The sequence below is a fragment of the Streptomyces sp. NPDC004561 genome (assembly GCF_053602155.1).
Genome location: NZ_JBSGDB010000121.1, coordinates 1 through 20,791 on the forward strand (window position 1 = coordinate 1; position 20,791 = coordinate 20,791).

A 20,791-nucleotide genomic window follows, 5' to 3' on the forward strand; every position below is an offset into this window, starting at 1 on the left:
GATCCGCACCCTGGAACGCCAGCTGGGCAAGCCCCTCTTCCTCCGCCAGGCCCGCGGGGTGACCCCGACGACCATCGGCGACGAACTCGCCCACAAGGCCGCGCCCCATCTCGACGCGCTGGTGGAGATAGCCGAGAGCGGCCTGGACGACGAGTCCACGTTGCGGACGCTGCACCTCGTCGGCCCGCCGGAGTTCACCGCCGAACGGGCCCTGCCCGCCCTCACGAAGCTGACCGGGGACGACGGCCAGGGCTTCGCGCTCCGTGCCTCCTTCGGCACCGCGGACGAGGCACTCGAGGGACTGGCCTCCGGACACCATGACCTGGCCATCAGCACCGCCCGGCCGCGCGGCGCCCTGCTCACCGCGACTCCTCTGTGCGACGAGGAGCACGTGCTGGTCGCGGCCCCCCGCTGGGCGGAGCGGATCGGCACGGACGCACTGCGACTCAAGGGGGCGCCGGCGCTCGAGAATCTGCCCGTCGTCGAGGTCCACGAGTCGCTGCCGTTCGTCTCGCGCTACTGGGCCTCTGTCTTCGACTCCCGCCCGGCCGCCTCGGGCACGGTCATCGTCCCCGATCTACGGGCGGTGCTGGCCTGTGCGGTCGCGGGCGCGGGCCTGGCGGTACTGCCCCGCTATCTCTGCGCCCCGGCCCTCGACCGCTGTGCCGTGGTGCCCCTGTACGACCCGGTGGTACCGCCGCTGCGCACGTACTTCCTGGCGGTGCGCACGGGCACCCTCGCCATGCCCCCCGTGGCGCGCGCCCACGAGTGGCTCCTGCGCGCGGCCGCGACGTGGTGCTGAACGCTCGGGGCACAGGGGGCGAACCTGCTGCGACCACGCGCCTTCGAGACGGGCGCACATGATGCGGTCACATGGTGACACTCTGCGATGTTTCACGTGGAACCAGTCGGGCCACATTTCTCCCATGACCGTCCGACCCGTGGTCAAGCGCACCGCCCGTGCCGTACTCCTCGACGGTGACGACCTGATCCTGATCAAGCGCACCAAGCCCGGTGTCGATCCCTACTGGGTCACCCCCGGTGGCGGGGTCGAACCCAGCGACCCGACCGTCGTGGATGCCCTGCACCGTGAGGTGTACGAGGAACTCGGCGCCAAGATCACCGATGTGGTGCCGTGCTTCGTGGACACCGTGGAGCACATCGGTGAGGACGGCGGCGCGACCGGTGTGAAGGTGCAGCATTTCTTCGTCTGCCGGCTGGAGTCCATGGACCCGTCCTTGCGCCACGGACCGGAAGTGGATGAGCCGGCGGGAGAGTACGAGATCGTGCGGATCCCGTTCACCCGTGTCGGCATCGCTTCCGTCCACCTCGTCCCGCTGTCGCTGCGCCACTATCTGGACGGCAACATCGAGGGCGTACGCGCCATGCACGCTCCCGATCTGGGATAGCTCGGCTCAGGTCCCGGCCACGAGCAGGTCCGCGATCGAGTCATGGCGTATGCGGCTCGACGGGACGCCGATGTCCCGGAGTACGCCGACTCCGCTGCGGATCATGCCGGGTGGGCCCGAGAGATAGGCGTCGTACTCGTTCCAGGGACCGGAAGCGCGTATGGCCTCGGGAAGCCGGGGATGGGCCTGCTGGTCGACGACCGCGCGGACCGACAGCCATGAGTGGCTCCGCTCGAGCCGGAGCAGGGTGTCGATGTCGTAGAGGTCGCGATCGGCCCGAGCGCCGTAGAACACCTCGACCGGCCGGCGTTCACCGTGCTCGGCTACATCCTCCACGAGGGCCTTGATGGGGGCTATGCCGGTGCCGCCGCCCAGGCAGAGGAGTCCGCTGTCGGTGGTGTGGTCGACGGTCATCGAGCCGGCGGGCGGGCCGAGGCGTATGACGTCTCCCGGCCGCGCGCGGTGCACCAGCGCGTTGGAGACCCAGCCCGCCGGGACGGCCTTCACATGGAACGTCAGCAGCCCGTCCGAGCGGGGCGTGGAAGCGAACGAGTAGTGCCGCCACGCCCGGGGCCACCACGGTGTCTCGACGCTCGTGTACTGCCCCGCGCGGAAGGGATACGGCTGGTCCGGCCGGACGGTGAGGACGGCGACATCGGGCGTCCGCAGGTCGTGCCTGACGATCTCGGCCTGCCACCAGGCCGGGGCACGCAGTTCGTCCGCGGCTGCCGCGTCGATCATGGCCTGGGACATCGTCGTGTACGCCCGTACCCAGGCGGCCTCGGTCTCCGGGTTCCAGACGGCAGTGGCGTAGCTGCTCAGCGCGGCGATCAGGCACTCACCCACAGCCGGATAGTGCCCGGCGTGTGTGCCGTACTTGCGGTGGCCACGGCCCAGGTTCTGCAGGTAGTCGGCGAGGATCTGGGTGTTGTCCAAGTGCTCGGCCACCGTGAGCAGCGCCTTCAGCAGACGGTCCCGCTGGACGTCCATGGCGACCGGGAACAGCGCCCGCAGCTCGGGATGGCGGACGAAGAGCAGCGCGTAGAAGTAGGAGGTGACCTCGTCGGCGACGGGACCTATCTCGGTCATCGTGCGGCGGATGAGACGCGCGTCCGATGAGGCCGGCGCGGCCGTCGGCGCCGACGGCTGTGCAGGCACACGCTCCTGATTGTCGTCCGGAGGCGGAGCCGAGGTCTCCTTGCGCGGCGTGAACCAGCCGCTGCCTTCCGACATGCCGTTCTCCCCCGACGTGGTGGTCGGAGCGTCCATGGTGTGCCCTCGCCTCGAACATCTCTCGGTCGGTCTGCGCACCCCGCTCGGAGGGTGCATGCTTTCCCCCGGGTTTTCGATCTCTCCGTTCCGTCAGGCTGTCGGCCCCGTTCTCTCGGTCCGCGCGGGATGCGTGCACTTGATCCCGGACGTTAACCGGAGTCGACCCTACCGGCCGTTGCCCGGTACACAAGTCCCTCCCGCCCTCCCCCGTGGACCGGCCATGGGACGAACCGGCAAGCCCACTCAACTACCGCGTACGGAAACACCGTTCACTCATTCGCCGCTCATCGATCGCCGCTGTTTCACGTGAAACACTCACGGCTGTCCGCAAGCTGTGCGGATGGCTACGACATGGCCAAAAGGGCGTGCGTCTGCATCGAAACGGGTGGACGCCAGGGGTGCCGTTCGGACAGCCTGACCTGCGTGCCAACTCCTCCCCTCGCCGCTCTGCCCATCCGCCGTCTGACGCTGCGCGATCTCACCGCCTGCGCCGACCTGTCCGAAGATCGGGGGTGGCCACGCGAGGAACACAAGTGGGGATTCCTTCTCACGGCCGGAAAGGGCTTCGGCATCGACGACCCTCAAGGAGGTCTTGTCGCCGCGTGTGTGGTCACGGAGTACGGCCTGTGGGAGCGGCCTGATCTCGGTGCCATCGGCATGGTTCTGGTGGCCGAGCGTCACGCCCGTCAGGGCGTCGGACGCCGGTTGATGCGGCATGTGGTGTCGACCATGGGGACCACTCCGCTGACCCTGCACGCCACGGCCAACGGCCGTCCCCTCTACGAGGAGCTGGGCTTCAAGGTGACGGGGCGGGCCGAGATGCTCATGGGCCGCTTCACTCCCGGCCGGCCGGAGTCCGGGGTGCTGACGCGTGCTGCCACCGCGGAGGACCTTCCGTCGATGCTCCGGCTCGACGAGGAGGTGTTCGGTACCGACCGCACGCCTCTGATCACGCGGCTGCCCGCCTTCGCCGACCTCCTGCGGGTGGCCGAGCAGGACGGCCGGATCGTCGGCTACACGGCCGCGTGGCCCAACATGGACACCCATGTCGTCGGCCCGTTGATCGCCCGGGACACGGAGACCGCCAAGGCTCTCATCGCCTCGCTGGCGGCCCGTACGGACCGTCCGCTGCGCACCGACATCGATGTGCGCCACGAGGAGCTGCTGACATGGGCCAAGGCACGGGGCCTGGCCCCCGTGGCCTTCAACTCGGTGATGACGTACGGCATCACGGACCTGCCGGGGGACTGGACACGGCGGTTCGCCCCCCTGACGGTGGCCGCCGGCTGACCCGCTCCACGACGAACGCCGGCCCCACCGCTCGAAGCGGGGCCGGCGTGTCCGTCCAGGCTCTCGCGCTCAGACGAGTGCCTGCACGGCCGCGGTGGCGAAGCCGTGATCCTGCTCCGGCGCTCCGCCGCCGACACCGATCGCGCCGATCAGCCGGCCGTCACGGTGGACGGGGACACCGCCCGCGATGAAGAGCAGAGGCCGGTCGAGGGCCGTGGGAAGGGTGTGGAAGAGGCCGCCCGGCTGGACGGCGTCGACCAGCTCGGCGGTGGGGGTGTTCAGCTGGAGCGCCGTGTAGGCCTTGCGGGTGCTGGTCTCACCGGAGATCAGCACCGCCCGGTCGTCCCGGCGGAAGGCGAGCAGATGGCCGCCGGCGTCCAGGACGGTGACGCTTACGGTGACTCCCGCCTCCTCGGCGGCGCGGCGGGCCGTGGCGACGAGCAGCTCGGCGTCCTCGATGGTGAGCGGGGCGACGGCGGTGGTGCTCATGGAGGTGTCTCCTCGGGTGTTGCGTGGGGTGGGGTGCTGCCGTACCGCGGATCCGGTACGGACGGCTGGGTGAATGTGCGGTGGCCGGGCCGGCTCAGTGGTGGACGGCCGTCCGCCGACCGGCGTGCGCGCCGGAGGCGATCACGGTGCCGCGCGTGCCGTCCCGGCGCTCCATGGCCGCCGAGAGGACGGCGAGGACCAGGGCGGCCGCGGCGAGGGCGGCGCCGACCCAGTTGGGGGCCGTGTAGCCGAGACCGGCCGAGATCACGAGCCCGCCGAGCCAGGCGGAGAGCGCGTTGCCCAGGTTGAAGGCGCCGATGTTCACGGCCGACGCGAGGGTGGGCGCGCCGTGCGCCTGGTCGAGGACGCGTTTCTGCAGGGGCGGGACGGTGGCGAAGCCGAGGGCGCCGATCAGGGCGATGGTCACGGCGGCCGCGAGCTTGTTGTGGGCGGTGACCGTGAAGAGACCCAGGACGAGGGCCAGGGCGCCCAGGGAGACGTACAGCATCGGCATCAGGGCGCGGTCGGCGAACCTGCCGCCGACGAGGTTGCCGCCGACCATGCCGAGGCCGAACAGGACCAGCAGCCAGGTGACCGAGCCGTCGGCGAAGCCGGCGATGCGGGTCATCATCGGGGCGATGTAGGTGATGGCCGCGAAGACACCGCCGAAGCCGAGGACCGTCATCGCCATGGCGAGCAGCACCTGGGCGTTCTTGAAGGCGGCCAGCTCGTGCCGCAGGTGCACACCCTCGGGCCGCGGCAGTTCGGGAACGAGCCTGGCGATGCCGGCGAGCCCGACGACGCCGAGGGCGGCGACGATCCCGAAGGTGACACGCCAGCCGACGTGCTGGCCGATCAGCGTGCCCAGCGGGACGCCGACGACATTGGCGACCGTCAGACCGGTGAACATCATGGCGATGGCGCCGGCCTTCCTGTCGGGGGCGACCAGCTCCGCCGCGACGACCGAGCCGATGCCGAAGAAGGCGCCGTGGGCGAGCGAGGCGATCACTCGTCCGATCAGCATGATCGCGAAGGTGGGGGCCACCGCGGAGAGCAGGTTTCCGGCGATGAAGAAGACCATCAGCAGCATCAGCATCCGCTTGCGCGAGACCTTGGTGCCGAGCACGGTCATCAGCGGTGCGCCGAGGACGACACCGAGCGCGTAGCCGGTCACGAGCAGGCCCGCCGTGGGGATGGAGACCCCGAAGTCGCCCGCGACCTCGGGCAGCAAGCCCATGATCACGAACTCGGTGGTGCCGATTCCGAAGGCCCCGATCGCGAGGGCCAGAAGCGCGAGAGGCATGTGGGGGTACACCTTCCCAGACGATTGCATGAGCGCTTTGCGTGCGTCCAACAATAGTTGCAGACGCGGGATAACTGCAAGCGCAGACTATTGCGGCAGTGCTCTATCCTTGAAGCAGCCGCTCCGGGACGGAGGAGAACGCCCATGACAGCGACGGACCCCGCGCTCACCGCCCTCGCCCAGGGCTGGTGCGCCCTCTCTGCGCTGCACGGGAGGATCGAGGCACACATCGAGCGCGCCCTGCAGACCGGGCACGACCTGAGCGTGCGCGAGTACTCGCTGCTCGACGTGCTGAGCCGGCAGCACGACGACGAGGGCGGGCATCTGCAGATGAAGCAGGTCGCCGACGCGGTCGTCCTGAGTCAGAGCGCCACCACGCGCCTGGTGACCCGCCTGGAGGACCGCGGGCTGCTGGAGCGCTATCTGTGCCCCACCGACCGGCGCGGCATCTACACCAACGTCACCAAATCGGGCCTGCGGCTGCTGACGGAGGCGCGGCCCACCAATGACGCTGCCCTCCGCGAGGCCCTGGACGAGGCGTCCAGGAACCCCGAACTGGCTCCGCTGGTGCGCGTCGTGGAGTCCCTGAACGTCCCCGCATAGGGTGCGGGCATGGGAGATCTCGAAATACGAGCGGCGACCGCCGACGACCTGCCGGCGATCGTCGCGATGCTCGCCGACGACGCACTGGGCGCCCGGCGTGAGTCACCCGACGACCTGGCCCCGTACCAGGCGGCACTGAAGCGCCTGGCAGCGGACCCGAACCAGCACCTCGTCGTCGCGGTACGCGAAGGGCGGCTGATCGGGACCCTCCAGCTCACGATCATTCCCGGGCTCTCCCACAAGGGTGCGTCCCGCGCGCTCATCGAGGCCGTGCGCATCCATTCCGACGAACGCGGCAGCGGACTGGGCAGCCTGCTCATCGAGTGGGCGATCGACACCGCCCGGCGGCTCGACTGCCGGATGGTGCAGCTGACCTCCGACAAGTCCCGCACGGACGCCCATCGCTTCTACGAGCGGCTGGGGTTCAGCGCCTCGCACGTGGGTTTCAAGCTGCAGCTCTGACGGGTTCGGTCCTTTGCCGGCCGGACCAGGGCGGGGGTGTTTCACGTGAAACATCCCCCGCGCCTGCGGCCTAGCCGATGCCCCGCCACCCTTCCGGGTCCACGCCACCGGGCACAGGAGCATCGGGGTCGTACGGCTGACGGGTGAACACGAACGAGCCGAGGTCGAGGTGTCTCACGGACCCGTCCGGGCGCCGTACGGGCCGCAGCACCTCCCCGGCCCAGTAGCCCTCCAGGCCGGTCCACGTGCCGTCGCCGTTGGACCGCAAACGGGAGCGACGGCCGCCACCGGTCAGCGGGCCCAGCGCGAGCAGCCCGTCGGCTGTCACCCGCAGGCCGAAGGCGTTGGTGCCCCAGTACCACTGCCCCGCCAGCTCCAGCACCGCCGGGTCGACCACGCGCAGCGGCCGCCAGGGCTCGGGGATCCGCGGCTCCCTCTCGGCGACGATCCGGACGAGGTCTGCGGCCACCGCGCCCAGCAGCGGTCCGCTGGTGCAGTTGGCGAGCACCACCGCCGCCACGTCGTCGTCCACACTGATGGTGAGGTTCGCCAGGAAGCCCGGCAGCGAGCCGGAGTGACCGGACAGGAGCCTGCCGTCACGGCGCTGGACCTGCATGCCGAGTCCGTAGGCGGCTCCGTCCAGCACGTCCGCCGGCTCGGCGGGTGCCGCCGGTGTCCGCATCTCCCGGACCGACTCGGCACTCAGCACACGGTCGTCGCCGCGAGCCAGGAACACGGCGAAGTTGGCCAAGTCCCCGGTGGTCGACCACAGCTGACCGGCGGGCGCCATCCGGCCGAGGTCCTCCAGCGGCTCGGGCAGCAGCGCGTCGGCCCAGGGGTGCACGGCCCATCCGCCCGCGTGCGGCGCCTGCGGCTGGGCGCTCGTACGGTGCAGGCCGAGCGGCTCCAGGATCTCGCGGCGCAGCACCTCCTCCCAGGGGGCGCCGCGCAGCTCCTCCACCAGCGCGCCGAGCAGCGTGTAGCCGGGGTTGGAGTAGTGGTGCCGTCGGCCGACGGGGTGCAGGAGGGGCTGCTCACCGAGCACATCGCTCAGTTCGGGACGCAGGGAGCCCGGCGTCCGCTCCCACCAGGGTGCGGGCGACTCGGCGGCCAGCCCGGCGGTGTGTGCGAGCAGTTCGGCGATCGTCGCCTCCCCCGCGCCGGTACCCGGCAGGTGCTTCTCCAGCGGATCACCGAGGTCGAGCACGCCCTCGTCGCGCAGCCGCATCACCAGGACGGCGGTGAAGGTCTTGGTGATGGACCCGATCCGGTACTGCACGTTCTCGTCCGGCGCGTGTCCGTCCACGGAGGTCCGCGCCCCGTGCCACACGGCCCGACCGCCGCGCACGACGGCGGCGGCCAGCGACGGCGCCCGTCCTTCGGACTGTGCGAGAGCGATCCGGTGCAGCAGTGCACGCTGTGTTCCGGGGAGCAGCGCTTCCTGAGGTGTCGTCATGGTCCCAGTCCATCGGCTGGGACGGCGCACGTCGAATCCATTCCTGCGGAGATCAGGTCTGGGCCATGTCCACGAAGCGGGAGTAGTGGCCCTGGAAGGCCACCGTGATGGTGGCCGTCGGGCCGTTTCGGTGCTTGGCCACGATCAGGTCGGCCTCACCCGCACGCGGGGACTCCTTCTCGTACGCGTCCTCGCGGTGCAGCAGGATGACCATGTCGGCGTCCTGCTCGATCGAGCCGGACTCACGCAGGTCGGAGACCATCGGCTTCTTGTCGGTGCGCTGTTCGGGGCCACGGTTGAGCTGCGACAGCGCGATGACCGGGACCTCCAGCTCCTTGGCGAGGAGCTTGAGGTTACGGGACATGTCCGAGACCTCCTGCTGACGGCTCTCGGCGCGCTTGGAACCGCCGGACTGCATCAGCTGGAGGTAGTCGATGACGACCAGCTTCAGGTCGTTGCGCTGCTTCAGGCGACGGCACTTGGCCCGGATCTCCATCATCGACAGGTTCGGGGAGTCGTCGATGTAGAGCGGGGCGGCCGAGACGTCCGGCATACGGCGGGCGAGCCGGGTCCAGTCCTCGTCGGTCATCGTCCCGGACCGCATGTGGTGCAGGGCGACCCGGGCCTCGGCGGACAGCAGACGCATCGCGATCTCGTTGCGGCCCATTTCGAGGGAGAAGATGACGCTCGGCAGGTTGTTCTTGATCGCCGCGGCCCGTGCGAAGTCCAGGGCGAGGGTCGACTTACCCATGGCGGGGCGGGCCGCGATGACGATCATCTGGCCCGGATGCAGGCCGTTCGTGAGCGAGTCGAAGTCGGTGAAGCCGGTGGGCACACCCGTCATCTCACCGCTGCGCGAGCCGATCGCCTCGATCTCGTCGAGCGCGCCCTCCATGATGTCGCCGAGCGGCAGGTAGTCCTCGCTGGTGCGCTGCTCGGTGACGGCGTAGATCTCGGCCTGGGCGCTGTTGACGATCTCGTCGACGTCTCCGTCGGCCGCGTATCCCATCTGCGTGATCCGCGTGCCGGCTTCGACCAGGCGGCGCAGGACGGCGCGTTCGTGGACGATCTCCGCGTAGTACTCGGCGTTGGCCGCCGTCGGCACGGTCTGGACGAGGGTGTGCAGATACGCGGCGCCGCCGACCTTGTTGATCTCGCCGCGCTTGGTGAGTTCGGCGGCGATGGTGATCGGGTCGGCCGGCTCGCCCTTGGCGTAGACGTCCAGGATCGCCTGGAAGATCGTCTCGTGGGCCGGCTTGTAGAAGTCGTGGCCCTTGAGGATCTCGACGACGTCGGCGATGGCGTCCTTGGACAGCAGCATGCCGCCGAGCACCGACTGTTCGGCGTCGAGGTCCTGCGGCGGCACTCGCTCGAAGGACGAACCGCCGCCGTCCCAGGAGCTGTTCTCCCGGCCCCGGTCGTGCTGCTCGTCACGACCCCGGCCACCGTCACTGCGCCGACGGGAGGCGGGCAGACGATCACTGGGTCCGCTGTCGGCCCACGGATCGTCCAAGGGCTCGGAAATGCTCACCGAGCCACCTCCTCCCCTTGGCACGGCGGACCTCGCCGTGTCCTCTTTTGTACGGCACGACACTGACAACTGAGAGGCCCGTCTCCGCTTCTGGCGCGTCGGATTTGTGCCGTTTCCCGAGCCGTGGAAAGGACATCTTCCGGGCCGGGGGAAGGAGCGGGCGCCGGACAACGGTAGGCCCCTCGGCACCGTCAGCCAATCTGGTTATCCACAGGCCATGTGGACGACCGCCCCGATGCTGTGGAGAACTCCCCGAAACCTGTGCACGACCCGGTGGACAGCCCTGTGAACAAGCCCTCGCCCGCTTTCCGAAGAAGCCTCTGACCTGCGGGTTCGACATCCACCGGCTGTGCAGAAGAAAAACTTCCCCAGTCGGACCAAGATCGCTTCGAACGGTATGCGAAAGGACACGTGGCCAGAGCACTAGTAAGGGGTGCTGGGGGTTTGCATCTCTTACCTGTGGACGATTAGATTGATGCTCATGACACAGGCTCCAGCGCTACCCGAGACCACCCGCCGCCGGCATGACCGAGAGATCGTCGCGCTGGCGGTTCCGGCCTTCGGCGCTCTCGTCGCGGAGCCTCTCTTCGTCATGGCGGACAGTGCGATCGTCGGCCACCTCGGGACCGCCCAACTCGCCGGCCTCGGCGTCGCCTCCGCCCTTCTCACCACCGCCGTGAGCGTCTTCGTCTTCCTCGCCTATGCCACCACGGCCGCCGTGGCGCGCCGCGTGGGCGCGGGCGATCTCCCGGCCGCCATCCGCCAGGGCATGGACGGCATCTGGCTGGCGCTGCTTCTCGGAGCCGCCGTCATCGTCGTCGTCCTGCCGCTGGCTCCCGGCATCGTGGATCTCTTCGGCGCCTCCGCCACCGCGGCTCCCTACGCCACGACATACCTGCGTATCTCCTCGCTTGGCATCCCGGCCATGCTGATCGTCCTGGCCGCCACCGGAGTGCTGCGTGGCCTGCAGGACACCAGGACCCCGCTCTACGTCGCCGTCGCCGGCTTCGTCGCCAACGCCGTCCTCAACGCCGGACTCGTCTACGGTGCCGGACTCGGTATCGCCGGCTCGGCCTGGGGCACGGTCATCGCGCAGTGCGGCATGGCGGCCGTCTATCTGATCGTGGTCGTGCGCGGGGCCCGCCGGCACGGGGCGTCTCTCCGCCCGGACGCCGCCGGAATCCGTGCCTCGGCGCAGGCGGGCGCTCCGCTCCTCGTCCGCACACTGTCGCTGCGAGCGATCCTCATGATCGCCACCGCGGTCGCGGCACGTCTCGGTGACGCCGACATCGCCGCCCACCAGATCGTCCTGTCCCTGTGGAGCCTGCTGGCCTTCGCGCTCGACGCGATAGCGATCGCGGGCCAGGCCATCATCGGCCGCTACCTCGGCGCGGACGACGCACCGGGCGCACGCGAGGCCTGCCGGCGCATGGTCGAGTGGGGCATCGCGACCGGTGTCGTACTCGGCCTTCTCGTGGTGACCGCCCGACCGCTCTTCCTGCCGATGTTCACCAGCGACTCCATGGTGAAGGACACGGCGCTGCCGGCGCTGCTGATGGTGGCTCTCTCCCAGCCGATCTGTGGTGTGGTCTTCGTCCTGGACGGCGTTCTGATGGGTGCGGGCGACGGGCCGTATCTCGCCTGGGCGATGCTGATCACCTTGGGCGTCTTCGCCCCCGTGGCCCTGCTCGTGCCCGTTCTCGGAGGCGGGCTCACCGCGCTCTGGGCAGCCATGACCCTGATGATGACGGTTCGCATGCTGACCCTGTGGCTGCGTACCCGCTCCGGCCGCTGGATCGTGACGGGTGCGACCCGCTGACCGTTTCACGTGAAACATGCCGACCCGCCCACGCGAAAGGGGCCGCACCCGTGAAGGGTGCGGCCCCTTTCAGAACTGCTCGAACCCAGCGCAGCGATCAGGCCGCGACGACCTCGATGTTGACCTTGGCGGCAACCTCGGGGTGCAGACGCACGGACGTCTCGTGGGCGCCCAGGGTCTTGATCGGCGCGCCGAGCTCGATGCGGCGCTTGTCGACCTCGGGGCCACCGGAAGCCTTGATCGCGGACGCGATGTCGGCCGGGGTGACGGAACCGAAGAGACGGCCGGCGTCGCCGGAGCGAACGGCCAGGCGGACCTTGACGCCCTCGAGCTGGGCCTTCACCTGGTTGGCCTGCTCGATGGTCTGGATCTCGTGGATCTTGCGAGCACGACGGATCTGCTCGACGTCCTTCTCGCCACCCTTGGTCCAGCGGATAGCGAACTTCCGCGGGATCAGGTAGTTGCGAGCGTAACCGTCCTTGACGTCGACGACGTCGCCGGCGGCACCGAGGCCAGTGACCTCGTGGGTGAGGATGATCTTCATGAGTCGGTCACCCTTCCCTTAGCGCGCGGTGGACGTGTAGGGCAGCAGCGCCATCTCACGGCTGTTCTTGACGGCCGTGGCGACGTCACGCTGGTGCTGCGTGCAGTTGCCGGTCACGCGGCGGGCACGGATCTTGCCGCGGTCGGAAATGAACTTCCGCAGCATGTTCGTGTCCTTGTAGTCCACGTACGTGACCTTGTCCTTGCAGAAAGCGCAGACCTTCTTCTTAGGCTTGCGCACAGGCGGCTTCGCCATGGTGTTTCTCCTGTGTGATCAAGAAGTTTGGGTACGACCCACCCTCGGCCCGAAGGCTTAGAAGGGGGGCTCGTCCGAGTAGCCGCCACCGCCGCCGGAGCCTCCGCCCCAGCCGCCGCCGCCCTGGTTGCCACCACCGGCGGGAGCGCCGGATGCCCACGGGTCGTCGGCCGGAGCGCCGCCCTGACCGCCGCCGGGGCCACCGCCCCAGCCGCCGCCCTGGCCGCCACCGCCGCCGTAGCCACCCTGGCCGCCCTGGCCGCCCTGGCCACCGCGAGCGCCACCACCGGCGGTCTTGGTGACCTTGGCCGTGGCGTTGCGCAGGCTGGGGCCGACTTCGTCGACGTCCAGCTCGTAGACCGTGCGCTTGACGCCCTCACGGTCCTCGTAGGACCGCTGCTTCAGCCGGCCCTGCACGATCACGCGCATGCCTCGCTGGAGCGACTCGGCGACGTTCTCCGCCGCCTGACGCCAGACCGAGCAGGTCAGGAAGAGGCTCTCGCCGTCCTTCCACTCGTTCGTCTGGCGGTCGAAGGTGCGGGGAGTGGACGCGACGCGGAACTTCGCGACCGCCGCACCGGACGGGGTGAAGCGCAGCTCGGGGTCGTCGACAAGATTGCCGATGACCGTGATGACGGTCTCGCCTGCCATGGGGAACCTCTCGGCGGGTTTGCTGCTCTGGCTGCTTGCTTGCTACTCGAATCCCGAGATCAGCTGAGCGGAAGGCTCAGTGCATCTCGGGGCGGAGGACCTTGGTCCGGAGGACCGACTCGTTCAGGTTCATCTGGCGGTCGAGCTCCTTGACGACCGCAGGCTCGGCCTGCAGGTCGATGACCGAGTAGATGCCCTCGGGCTTCTTCTTGATCTCGTAGGCGAGACGACGACGGCCCCAGGTGTCGACCTTCTCAACCTTGCCGCCGCCGTCACGGACGACGGACAGGAAGTTCTCGATCAGCGGGGAGACCGAACGCTCCTCGAGATCGGGGTCGAGGATGACCATCACCTCGTAGTGACGCATGTGGAACCCACCTCCTTTGGACTCAGCGGCCACGGTCGTTCCGTGGCAGGAGGGTTGTGATGCGTACGCAACGGTATCGGCCGCCACTGACAATCAGGGGGTCCCGATGGGAATCCCTGGCGCGGATCTGGGCAGACACCGGTGCAGACGGTACAGACTACCTGCACACCCGCTTCCGGTTGAAATCCGGCCGTGAGGGCCGTCAATCTGTACACGTCGGGTGTGTACGGCGCTACGATGCGCCGCCTTCTGCAGGGAGGTGCCCCATGGCACAGGCATTGCAGCCCAATACCGCCGGATCCCTTCTCGCCACGGACGGCAAGCCCCATCCGCTCCAGGACGCCTTGATGGCGGTGACCCTGGCCCTCGGGCTGACGTCCTTCATCACGGCCTTCTTCCCTGGCCTCCACCTGCTCACGTCCTGGGCCGGCCTGGTGGGGATCGTGATCGGTGCGTACGGGCAGTGGATCTCGGTGACCACGCGCGAGCGGTTCGGGCTGATCCTGGGTCTCGGCGCCTCGGGAGTCGGTCTTCTCCTCGGCATGTCGAACGGCGGCTTGTTCGGCGGTCTCCTCTAGCCGCTCCCGGCACCCGTTCGCACGGCGCCCCCGACGCCCCGGCGGCCCACAGGCCGGGGCGAAGGTGCCGTACGCCCAGTCGGGGCGCCCGCAAGGCGCAGTAGGCTTCGGCGCGAGAGCCGGAGCCCCTGTACCCATGGGGACACACCAGCCCGAGGAGCGCCCCGAATGAGCCTGACCCTGAGGACCATCAGCCGCGAGCAGCATCTGGCCTATATCCAGAGCCTGCCGGCGGCGAGCCACATGCAGGTCCCGGCCTGGGCCGATGTGAAGGCGGAGTGGCGCTCGGAGAACCTCGGCTGGTTCGACGAGCGCACCGGCGAGATGGTGGGCGCGGGTCTGGTTCTCTACCGGCAGCTGCCCAAGATCAAGCGCTACCTCGCCTATCTCCCCGAGGGCCCGGTCATCAACTGGTTCGCGCCGAACCTGGACGACTGGATCCAGCCGATGCTGGCGCACCTCAAGCAGCAGGGCGCCTTCTCCGTGAAGATGGGCCCGCCGGTGATCATCCGCCGCTGGAGCGCCGAGACCATCAAGAGGGGCATCCAGGACCAGGACGTGAAGCGCCTGCGCGACATGGAGGCCGACTTCATCGAGCCGCGCGCCTTCGAGGTGGCCGACAAGCTGCGCCGCATGGGCTGGCAGCAGGGCGAGGACGGCGGCGCCGGCTTCGGCGACGTCCAGCCCCGCTACGTCTTCCAGGTGCCGCTGGCGAACCGCTCCCTGGAAGAGGTCCACAAGAACTTCAACCAGCTGTGGCGGCGCAACATCAAGAAGGCCGAGAAGGCCGGCGTCGAGGTCGTCCAGGGCGGTTACCAGGACCTGGCCGAGTGGCAGCGGCTGTACGAGATCACGGCCGTGCGCGACCACTTCCGGCCCCGCCCGCTGTCGTACTTCCAGCGCATGTGGACGGCCCTCAACACCGAGGACCCGAACCGCATGCGGCTGTACTTCGCCCGCCACAACGGCGTGAACCTGTCCGCGGCGACGATGCTGATCGTCGGCGGGCACGTCTGGTACTCCTACGGCGCCTCCGACAACATCGGCCGCGAGGTCCGCCCCTCGAACGCCATGCAGTGGCGGATGCTGTGCGACGCCTACGCGCTCGGCGCCACGGTCTACGACCTGCGCGGCATCTCCGACTCGCTGGACGAGACGGACCACCTGTTCGGCCTCATCCAGTTCAAGGTCGGCACCGGCGGGCAGGCCGCCGAGTACCTCGGCGAGTGGGACTTCCCGCTCAACAAGCTGCTCCACAAGGCGCTCGACATCTACATGTCGCGCCGCTGAGCCGCAGGCGTTTGATTCCATAGGCTTCACAGCTCTCACACCCCTGATACACCTCAGCCACGAGAAAGGGTCCGGGTCCGGCCATGGCGCTCACGCTCTACGTCGACACCGCGCGCTGGCGGGCGCACCACAAGCACGTGCAGGAGCAGTTCCCGGGCCTCGTCCCGGTCTGCAAGGGCAACGGCTACGGCTTCGGGCACGAACGCCTGTCGGAGGAGGCCACGCGGCTCGGCTCCGACCTGCTCGCCGTCGGCACGACGTACGAGGCCGCGCGCATCAAGGACTTCTTCGGCGGTGACCTGCTGGTGCTGACGCCCTACCGGCGCGGCGAGGAGCCCGTACCGCTGCCCGACCGGGTCGTCCGCTCGGTGTCCTCTATCGACGGTGTGTACGGCCTCGTCGGCGCCCGTGTCGTCATCGAGGTGATGTCCTCGATGAAGCGGCACGGCATCAGCGAGCAGGATCTGCCGCAACTGCACCAGGCCATAGAGAACGTCCGGCTGGAGGGCTTCGCCATCCATCTGCCGCTGGACCGCACCGACGGCTCGGACGCCGTCGAGGAGGTCATCGGCTGGATGGACCGGCTGCGCGCGGCCCGGCTGCCGCTGCACACGATGTTCGTCAGCCACCTCAAGGCCGACGACCTCGTCCGGCTCCAGCAGCAGTTCCCGCAGACCCGGTTCCGGGCCCGTATCGGCACGCGGCTGTGGCTGGGGGACCACGACGCCACCGAGTACCGCGGTGCCGTCATGGACGTCACGCGCGTGACCAAGGGCGACCGGTTCGGCTACCGGCAGCAGAAGGCGGCCTCCGACGGCTATCTGGTGGTCGTGGCGGGCGGTACCTCGCACGGGGTGGGCCTGGAGGCCCCGAAGGCGCTGCACGGCGTCATGCCGCGCGCCAAGGGCGTGGCACGGGCCGGCCTCGCCACGGTCAACCGGAACCTTTCTCCGTTCGTCTGGGGCGGCAAGCAGCGCTGGTTCGCCGAACCGCCGCACATGCAGGTGTCGATCCTGTTCGTGCCCTCGGACGCCCCGGAGCCCAAGGTCGGTGACGAGCTGGTGGCCCATCTGCGGCACACCACCACGCAGTTCGACCGCCTCGTGGACCGCTGACAGCGGCCCGCGGACCGCACGAACCGCCGGCACCCGTTCGGGACAGCGTGAAGGCCGTACACGGAACGCCGTGTACGGCCTTCTTCATGACCTGACGAACCGCCCCCGGGACGCCTCCCCGAGGTGTTCGCTCAGAGCGAACTGTCGCGCTGAGGCACCGGTTCCGGCCTTCCCCAGTCCACATGAGGGACGTCCTGGGCGGCATGCCGGGGCGGGTGGGCCGCCGCGCCGAGCACGAAGGCGTCCTCCGCTCCGTCGAGCACTCCGCCCGAGGGGTCGTCGTCGCCGGACCGGCGCACCACGTCCCGCTCCGGCATGAGGATGTCCCGCACGACGACGGCGCACAGGTACAGCGTGCCCAGCAGATGCAGCACGACCGCCCAGTGGTAGCCGTGCGTCGGCAGGCCCTTGTGGGCGTCTCCGCTGGTCGTGTAGGCGAGGTACATCCAGACGCCGAGGAAGTACGCCACCTCGCACGCCTGCCAGATCAGGAAGTCCCGCCACTTGGGCCGGGCCAGCACCGCCAGCGGCACCAGCCACAGCACGTACTGCGGCGAGTAGACCTTGTTGGTGACGATGAAGGCCGCCACGATCAGGAAGGCGAGCTGGGCGAAGCGCGGCCGGCGCGGGGCGGTGAACGTCAGCGCGGCGATGCCGAGGAAGGACAGCACCACCAGGACCGAGGCGGCGGTGTTGACGAAGTCGGTACTGGGTGGGTTGGTGGAGTTCTGCGCCCAGATCAGCCAGAAGGAGCCGAAGTCGACGCCCCGGTCGTGGCTGAAGGTGTAGAACTTCGACCAGCCGTGGAAGGCGAACAGCATCACCGGCAGGTTCACCACGAGCCAGGCGATCACCGCACCGGCCACGGCCTGCCAGTACTCCCGCCATCGGCCGGCGCGCCAGCACAGCATGAGCAGCGGGCCGAGCAGGAACACGGGGTAGAGCTTGGCGGCCGTGGCGAGCCCCAGGAGGACGCCGAAGGCGACCGGGCGGCTCCGGGACCACATCAGCATCGCGGCGGCCGTCAGAGCCACCGCCAGGAGGTCCCAGTTGATGGTGGCGGTCAGCACGAAGGCCGGCGCCAGAGCGACCAGCAGGCCGTCCCAGGGGCGCCGGCGGTGGGTGCGGGCCACGCAGACGGCGATCACGGCCGTGCACACCAGCAGCAGTGCGGCGTTGACGAACCAGTACCACTGTTCCTGGGACTGGATGGTGCCGCTGTGCGGGGTCAGCCAGGAGGCCACCTCCATGAAGACTCCGGTCAGTACCGGGTATTCGAGATAGCTCATACCGCCGGAGAGATCGTCCGGGAGTCTGTCGAAGTAGGGGACGAGATGGTCGGCGAACCCACGGCCCTGGTAGAGGTGCGGAATGTCCGAGTAGCACGCCTTGGTGTACTGGGAGCTCGCGCCGAAGAACCAGGCGCTGTGGTAGCACGGCGCTTTCTGGACCAGGCCGAGGGCGAACATGCCGATCGCCACGAGCGCGACGATCCGTACGGGCGTCCACCAGGAGGTCCCGAGCAGGGCACGCCGCCCGATGGGACCGCCGATCAGCTCACTGCCGGCCGCGGCGACCTCGTCCTCCCTGGTCGGCCGCACCGTGTCTGCCGCGGCGGGCCGCCCGGGCTCGGGCTCGGGCATGCTCGCGGGCGTCATCTCTGCACTGGGCATGTTCCACATCCTGCCGTACCTGCCTAGGAAAACGCCGAGGGCCGCCGCACCTCATGGATGCGGCGGCCCGTGTTTCACGTGAAACACCCTAGTCGGGCGATATGACCGTCAACCGGTCACGGCGCGGGACTAGCCGTTCCCACCTCCGAAGAAGCCGCCGTTGCCGTTGCCTCGGGTGGTGCCGCCGGTTGTCGACTCGCTGATCGTCGGTGTCGGCGTGGGTCCTCCGTCGGTGCCGCCGTTGCCGTTTCCGCCGTTCCCGTTTCCGCCGTTCCCGTTGCAGCCGAAGAAGCCACAGGTGTTGGTGACCGACGGGCTCGGTGAGGGCGAGGTGTTGCTCGGCGACGGGGTCGGCGACGGGCTCGTCGTCTGGCTCTGGGTGACCGAAGGAGTCGGCGTCGGGCTCGGCTCGGCGTTGAGCACCTTGCCGATGGGATCGGGAGTCGGGAAGTTCTGCACCGGCGCGCCGTTCAGCGCCTCGGCCATGTAGTCGTGCCAGATCTCGGCCGGGAACGAGGCACCGTGGATCTTCTTCTGGCCGCCGGTTCCGTACATCTCCAGGAACGTACGCGCCTTGTTGTTCGCGTTGTCGTCCAGGCGGAACATGCTGATCGCGGTGGACAGCTGCGGGGTGTACCCGACGAACCAGGCGGACTTGTTGCCGTCGGTGGTACCGGTCTTACCGGCCACCTCGCGTCCGGGCAGCTGAGCGTTGGTACCCGTTCCCTTGTCGACCACCGTCTTCAGGACGTCCGTGACGTTGTTCGCCACGTTCGGCTCGAAGGCGTCCTTCGGCGTCATCTTGTGCGTGTAGACGACCCCGTCCTTGTTCTCGACCCGGTCGACGGAGTACGGGTCGTTCTGCTTGCCGCTGGCGGCGAAGGTGGAATAGGCGCCGGCCATACGGATGGCGCTCGGGTCGGAGGTACCGATCGAGAACGACGGGAAGTTGGAGTCGGCGAGGCTGCCTTCCAGGATGCCCGCGTCCAGCGCCGTCTCCTTGACCTTGTCCAGGCCGACGTCCATGCCGAGCTGGACGTATGCGGAGTTCACCGAGAGCCGCATCGCCTCACGGAGGTCGATCTTGTAGTTGGGCGCGTTGCCGACGGACTCATTGCCGTCGTTCGTCTGGAGCCACTCCTTGCCCTCCTTGTCGGTCCAGACGGAGCCGTCCCATTGCTTGATCTTGAGCTTGTTCTTGCCGCTGTACAGGCTCTGCGGGGAGGCGACCGTTCGCTCGTCCTGGGCCTGCTCGGGCCCGAGATGCGGGTTCCGGACACCCCACTTCATGGCCGCCGCCAGCACGAACGGCTTGAACGTCGAGCCGACCTGGGCGCCCGTGGAGTCGGCGTTGTCGGTGAAGTGCTTGGTCGCGTCCTCACCGCCGTAGATGGCCTTGATGGCGCCCGACGTCGGGTCCACCGAGGCGCCGCCGAACTGGACGTGGGTGTCGGTCTTCGGCCGCAGCTTGGGCTTGATGTTCGTCTTCTGGACGTTCGTGACCGCGACCTCGAGCGCCTTGACCTTCTTCTTGTCGAAGGTCGTGTAGATCCGGTATCCGCCCTGCTGCAGCTTGTCCGCGGTGATCCCGGTCTTGTCGCTGTTGTTGACCAGGTAGGACTTGGCGAGGTCGACCAGGTAGCCGATCTGGCCGCTGAGCCGACTGTTGGAACGCGGGTTCTGCCACTTCGGGAGGGCCGTGTACTTGGCACGCTCCGTGGCGTCCAGATGGCCGTACTTGACCATCTTGTCGAGGGTGTCCTGCATCTGGGCCAGCGCGCGCTTCTTGTTCGCGTCCGGGGTGGCGGCCGGGTCGAGCGAGGTCGCGCCCGCCGGGTCGTAGTACGTGGCGCCCTTCAGCATCGCCGACAGGAATGCGCACTCACCCGGGTCCAGGTCCCTGGCGTCCTTGTTGAAGTAGGCACGCGAGGCCGCCTGCAGACCGTAGGCACCTCGGCCGAAGTAGGCCGAGTTCAGATAGCCCGCCATGATCTGGGGCTTGGGAACCGTGGCGCCCACCTTGATCGCGACGAAGATCTCTTTGAACTTGCGGGTGAGGGTCTGCGACTGGTCGTTCAGCATGGCGTTCTTGACGTACTGCTGGGTGATCGTGGAACCACCCTGCGTCTGACCGCCCCGGGCCATGTTGAGGACGGCGCGCGCGATGCCCGTCGGGTCCACGCCGCTGTCGGTCTCGAACGTCTTGTTCTCCTGCGAGATGACGGCGTAGCGCATCTCCTTGGGGATGTCCGAGTAGTTGATGATCTGGCGGTTGATCTCACCGCCGGTGGCGACCATCACGGATTTGTCGGACCAGTAGTAGACGTTGTTCTGCGCCGTCGCGGTCTGCGCCACGTTGGGCACGCTCACCATCGCGTACCCGATGCCCGCCACGGCCACCAGGCTTCCGAGGAAGCCGATGAACATGCCCGTCACGAGCTTCCAGGACGGCACCCAGCGGCGCCATCCGAACTTCTCCGCGCGGGGATAGTCGATGATCCGCTTCTTGCCGGGCGGGGCCGTACGTCCTCGGCCGCGACCGGGTCCGGTCGGGCCACCGGGGCCGGGCGCCCGACGGCGGCCGCCACCGGCTCTCTGGGACGCACGCCTGGCGTCGGCGCGGCCGCCGGGCGACCGCCCCTCGTCTCCCGGACCCTGGGATCTCGGCTCCTGAGAGTTCGCCC

Annotated in this window: 20 protein-coding genes; 9 read left to right on the forward strand and 11 right to left on the reverse strand. The window is 69.0% G+C overall.

Going from position 1 to position 20,791, the window contains the following annotated elements; all coding sequences use genetic code 11:
- Positions 1-802: LysR family transcriptional regulator (locus tag ACWEN3_RS18010; RefSeq protein ID WP_452971585.1), on the forward strand; the 802-nt coding region annotated here is incomplete at its 5' end.
- Between the two features lie 124 nt (positions 803-926).
- On the forward strand, positions 927-1,409 hold the full coding sequence (locus ACWEN3_RS18015) for an NUDIX domain-containing protein (RefSeq protein ID WP_452971588.1): 483 nt from the start codon (positions 927-929) through the stop codon (positions 1,407-1,409).
- A gap of 6 nt (positions 1,410-1,415) precedes the next feature.
- Here the strand turns inward: ACWEN3_RS18015 and ACWEN3_RS18020 are convergent, their stop codons facing one another.
- The gene (locus tag ACWEN3_RS18020; RefSeq protein WP_452971590.1) at positions 1,416-2,678 is read right to left on the reverse strand and encodes a globin domain-containing protein; all 1,263 of its coding nucleotides are present in this window, start codon (positions 2,676-2,678) and stop codon (positions 1,416-1,418) included.
- Positions 2,679-3,104: 426 nt separating this feature from the next.
- On the opposite strand from ACWEN3_RS18020, the gene ACWEN3_RS18025 reads away from it, so the two are divergent.
- Complete coding sequence (locus tag ACWEN3_RS18025; RefSeq protein WP_452971592.1) at positions 3,105-3,971, forward strand: GNAT family N-acetyltransferase; 867 nt, start codon at positions 3,105-3,107, stop codon at positions 3,969-3,971.
- A gap of 69 nt (positions 3,972-4,040) precedes the next feature.
- Here ACWEN3_RS18025 and ACWEN3_RS18030 read toward each other — a convergent pair whose 3' ends face one another.
- Entirely contained in the window at positions 4,041-4,460 is a 420-nt protein-coding gene (locus ACWEN3_RS18030; protein WP_452971594.1) for a GlcG/HbpS family heme-binding protein, read from the reverse strand.
- Positions 4,461-4,554: 94 nt separating this feature from the next.
- Entirely contained in the window at positions 4,555-5,763 is a 1,209-nt protein-coding gene (locus tag ACWEN3_RS18035) for an MFS transporter (protein WP_452971596.1), read from the reverse strand.
- A 144-nt stretch (positions 5,764-5,907) separates the two neighbouring features.
- On the opposite strand from ACWEN3_RS18035, the gene ACWEN3_RS18040 reads away from it, so the two are divergent.
- Both ACWEN3_RS18040 and ACWEN3_RS18045 read left to right on the forward strand, forming a co-directional pair.
- Positions 5,908-6,366: a MarR family winged helix-turn-helix transcriptional regulator gene (locus ACWEN3_RS18040; protein ID WP_452971597.1), complete on the forward strand. Its 459-nt coding sequence runs from the start codon at positions 5,908-5,910 to the stop codon at positions 6,364-6,366.
- Between the two features lie 9 nt (positions 6,367-6,375).
- Positions 6,376-6,828, forward strand: a complete 453-nt coding sequence (locus ACWEN3_RS18045) for an N-acetyltransferase family protein (protein WP_452971600.1) — start codon at positions 6,376-6,378, stop codon at positions 6,826-6,828.
- A 70-nt stretch (positions 6,829-6,898) separates the two neighbouring features.
- Here ACWEN3_RS18045 and ACWEN3_RS18050 read toward each other — a convergent pair whose 3' ends face one another.
- Positions 6,899-8,284 (reverse strand): serine hydrolase domain-containing protein, encoded by a 1,386-nt coding sequence (locus ACWEN3_RS18050; protein ID WP_452971602.1) that lies wholly within the window; start codon positions 8,282-8,284, stop codon positions 6,899-6,901.
- A gap of 52 nt (positions 8,285-8,336) precedes the next feature.
- Positions 8,337-9,815, reverse strand: a complete 1,479-nt coding sequence (dnaB, locus tag ACWEN3_RS18055; RefSeq protein ID WP_452971605.1) for a replicative DNA helicase — start codon at positions 9,813-9,815, stop codon at positions 8,337-8,339.
- A gap of 481 nt (positions 9,816-10,296) precedes the next feature.
- On the opposite strand from dnaB, the gene ACWEN3_RS18060 reads away from it, so the two are divergent.
- Entirely contained in the window at positions 10,297-11,634 is a 1,338-nt protein-coding gene (locus tag ACWEN3_RS18060) for an MATE family efflux transporter (protein WP_452971608.1), read from the forward strand.
- Positions 11,635-11,731: 97 nt separating this feature from the next.
- On the opposite strand, the gene rplI is transcribed toward ACWEN3_RS18060, so the two are convergent.
- The 4 genes from rplI to rpsF form a co-directional block, all read right to left on the reverse strand.
- Complete coding sequence (rplI, locus tag ACWEN3_RS18065; protein ID WP_452971611.1) at positions 11,732-12,178, reverse strand: 50S ribosomal protein L9; 447 nt, start codon at positions 12,176-12,178, stop codon at positions 11,732-11,734.
- 18 nt (positions 12,179-12,196) lie between these two features.
- Positions 12,197-12,433, reverse strand: a complete 237-nt coding sequence (gene rpsR / locus ACWEN3_RS18070; RefSeq protein ID WP_003949403.1) for a 30S ribosomal protein S18 — start codon at positions 12,431-12,433, stop codon at positions 12,197-12,199.
- A 57-nt stretch (positions 12,434-12,490) separates the two neighbouring features.
- Positions 12,491-13,084 (reverse strand): single-stranded DNA-binding protein, encoded by a 594-nt coding sequence (locus ACWEN3_RS18075; protein ID WP_452971614.1) that lies wholly within the window; start codon positions 13,082-13,084, stop codon positions 12,491-12,493.
- A gap of 76 nt (positions 13,085-13,160) precedes the next feature.
- Positions 13,161-13,451, reverse strand: coding sequence for a 30S ribosomal protein S6 (gene rpsF, locus ACWEN3_RS18080; protein ID WP_452971616.1), 291 nt, complete (start codon positions 13,449-13,451; stop codon positions 13,161-13,163).
- 266 nt (positions 13,452-13,717) lie between these two features.
- On the opposite strand from rpsF, the gene ACWEN3_RS18085 reads away from it, so the two are divergent.
- The 3 genes from ACWEN3_RS18085 to ACWEN3_RS18095 all read left to right on the forward strand — a co-directional run bounded on the left by ACWEN3_RS18085 (position 13,718) and on the right by ACWEN3_RS18095 (position 16,434).
- Positions 13,718-14,029 carry a hypothetical protein gene (locus ACWEN3_RS18085; RefSeq protein WP_452971618.1) on the forward strand — a complete coding sequence of 104 codons (312 nt, stop codon included), beginning with the start codon at positions 13,718-13,720 and terminating at the stop codon, positions 14,027-14,029.
- Positions 14,030-14,197: 168 nt separating this feature from the next.
- The gene (femX, locus tag ACWEN3_RS18090; protein WP_452971621.1) at positions 14,198-15,319 is read left to right on the forward strand and encodes a peptidoglycan bridge formation glycyltransferase FemX; all 1,122 of its coding nucleotides are present in this window, start codon (positions 14,198-14,200) and stop codon (positions 15,317-15,319) included.
- A gap of 83 nt (positions 15,320-15,402) precedes the next feature.
- Positions 15,403-16,434: an alanine racemase gene (locus ACWEN3_RS18095; RefSeq protein WP_452971623.1), complete on the forward strand. Its 1,032-nt coding sequence runs from the start codon at positions 15,403-15,405 to the stop codon at positions 16,432-16,434.
- 131 nt (positions 16,435-16,565) lie between these two features.
- On the opposite strand, the gene ACWEN3_RS18100 is transcribed toward ACWEN3_RS18095, so the two are convergent.
- Together ACWEN3_RS18100 and ACWEN3_RS18105 are read right to left on the reverse strand one after the other, a co-directional pair.
- Entirely contained in the window at positions 16,566-18,107 is a 1,542-nt protein-coding gene (locus ACWEN3_RS18100; protein WP_452971626.1) for a glycosyltransferase family 87 protein, read from the reverse strand.
- Between the two features lie 129 nt (positions 18,108-18,236).
- Positions 18,237-20,791, reverse strand: a 2,555-nt coding sequence (locus tag ACWEN3_RS18105) for a transglycosylase domain-containing protein (RefSeq protein WP_452971628.1), incomplete at its 5' end; no start/stop codon positions are given.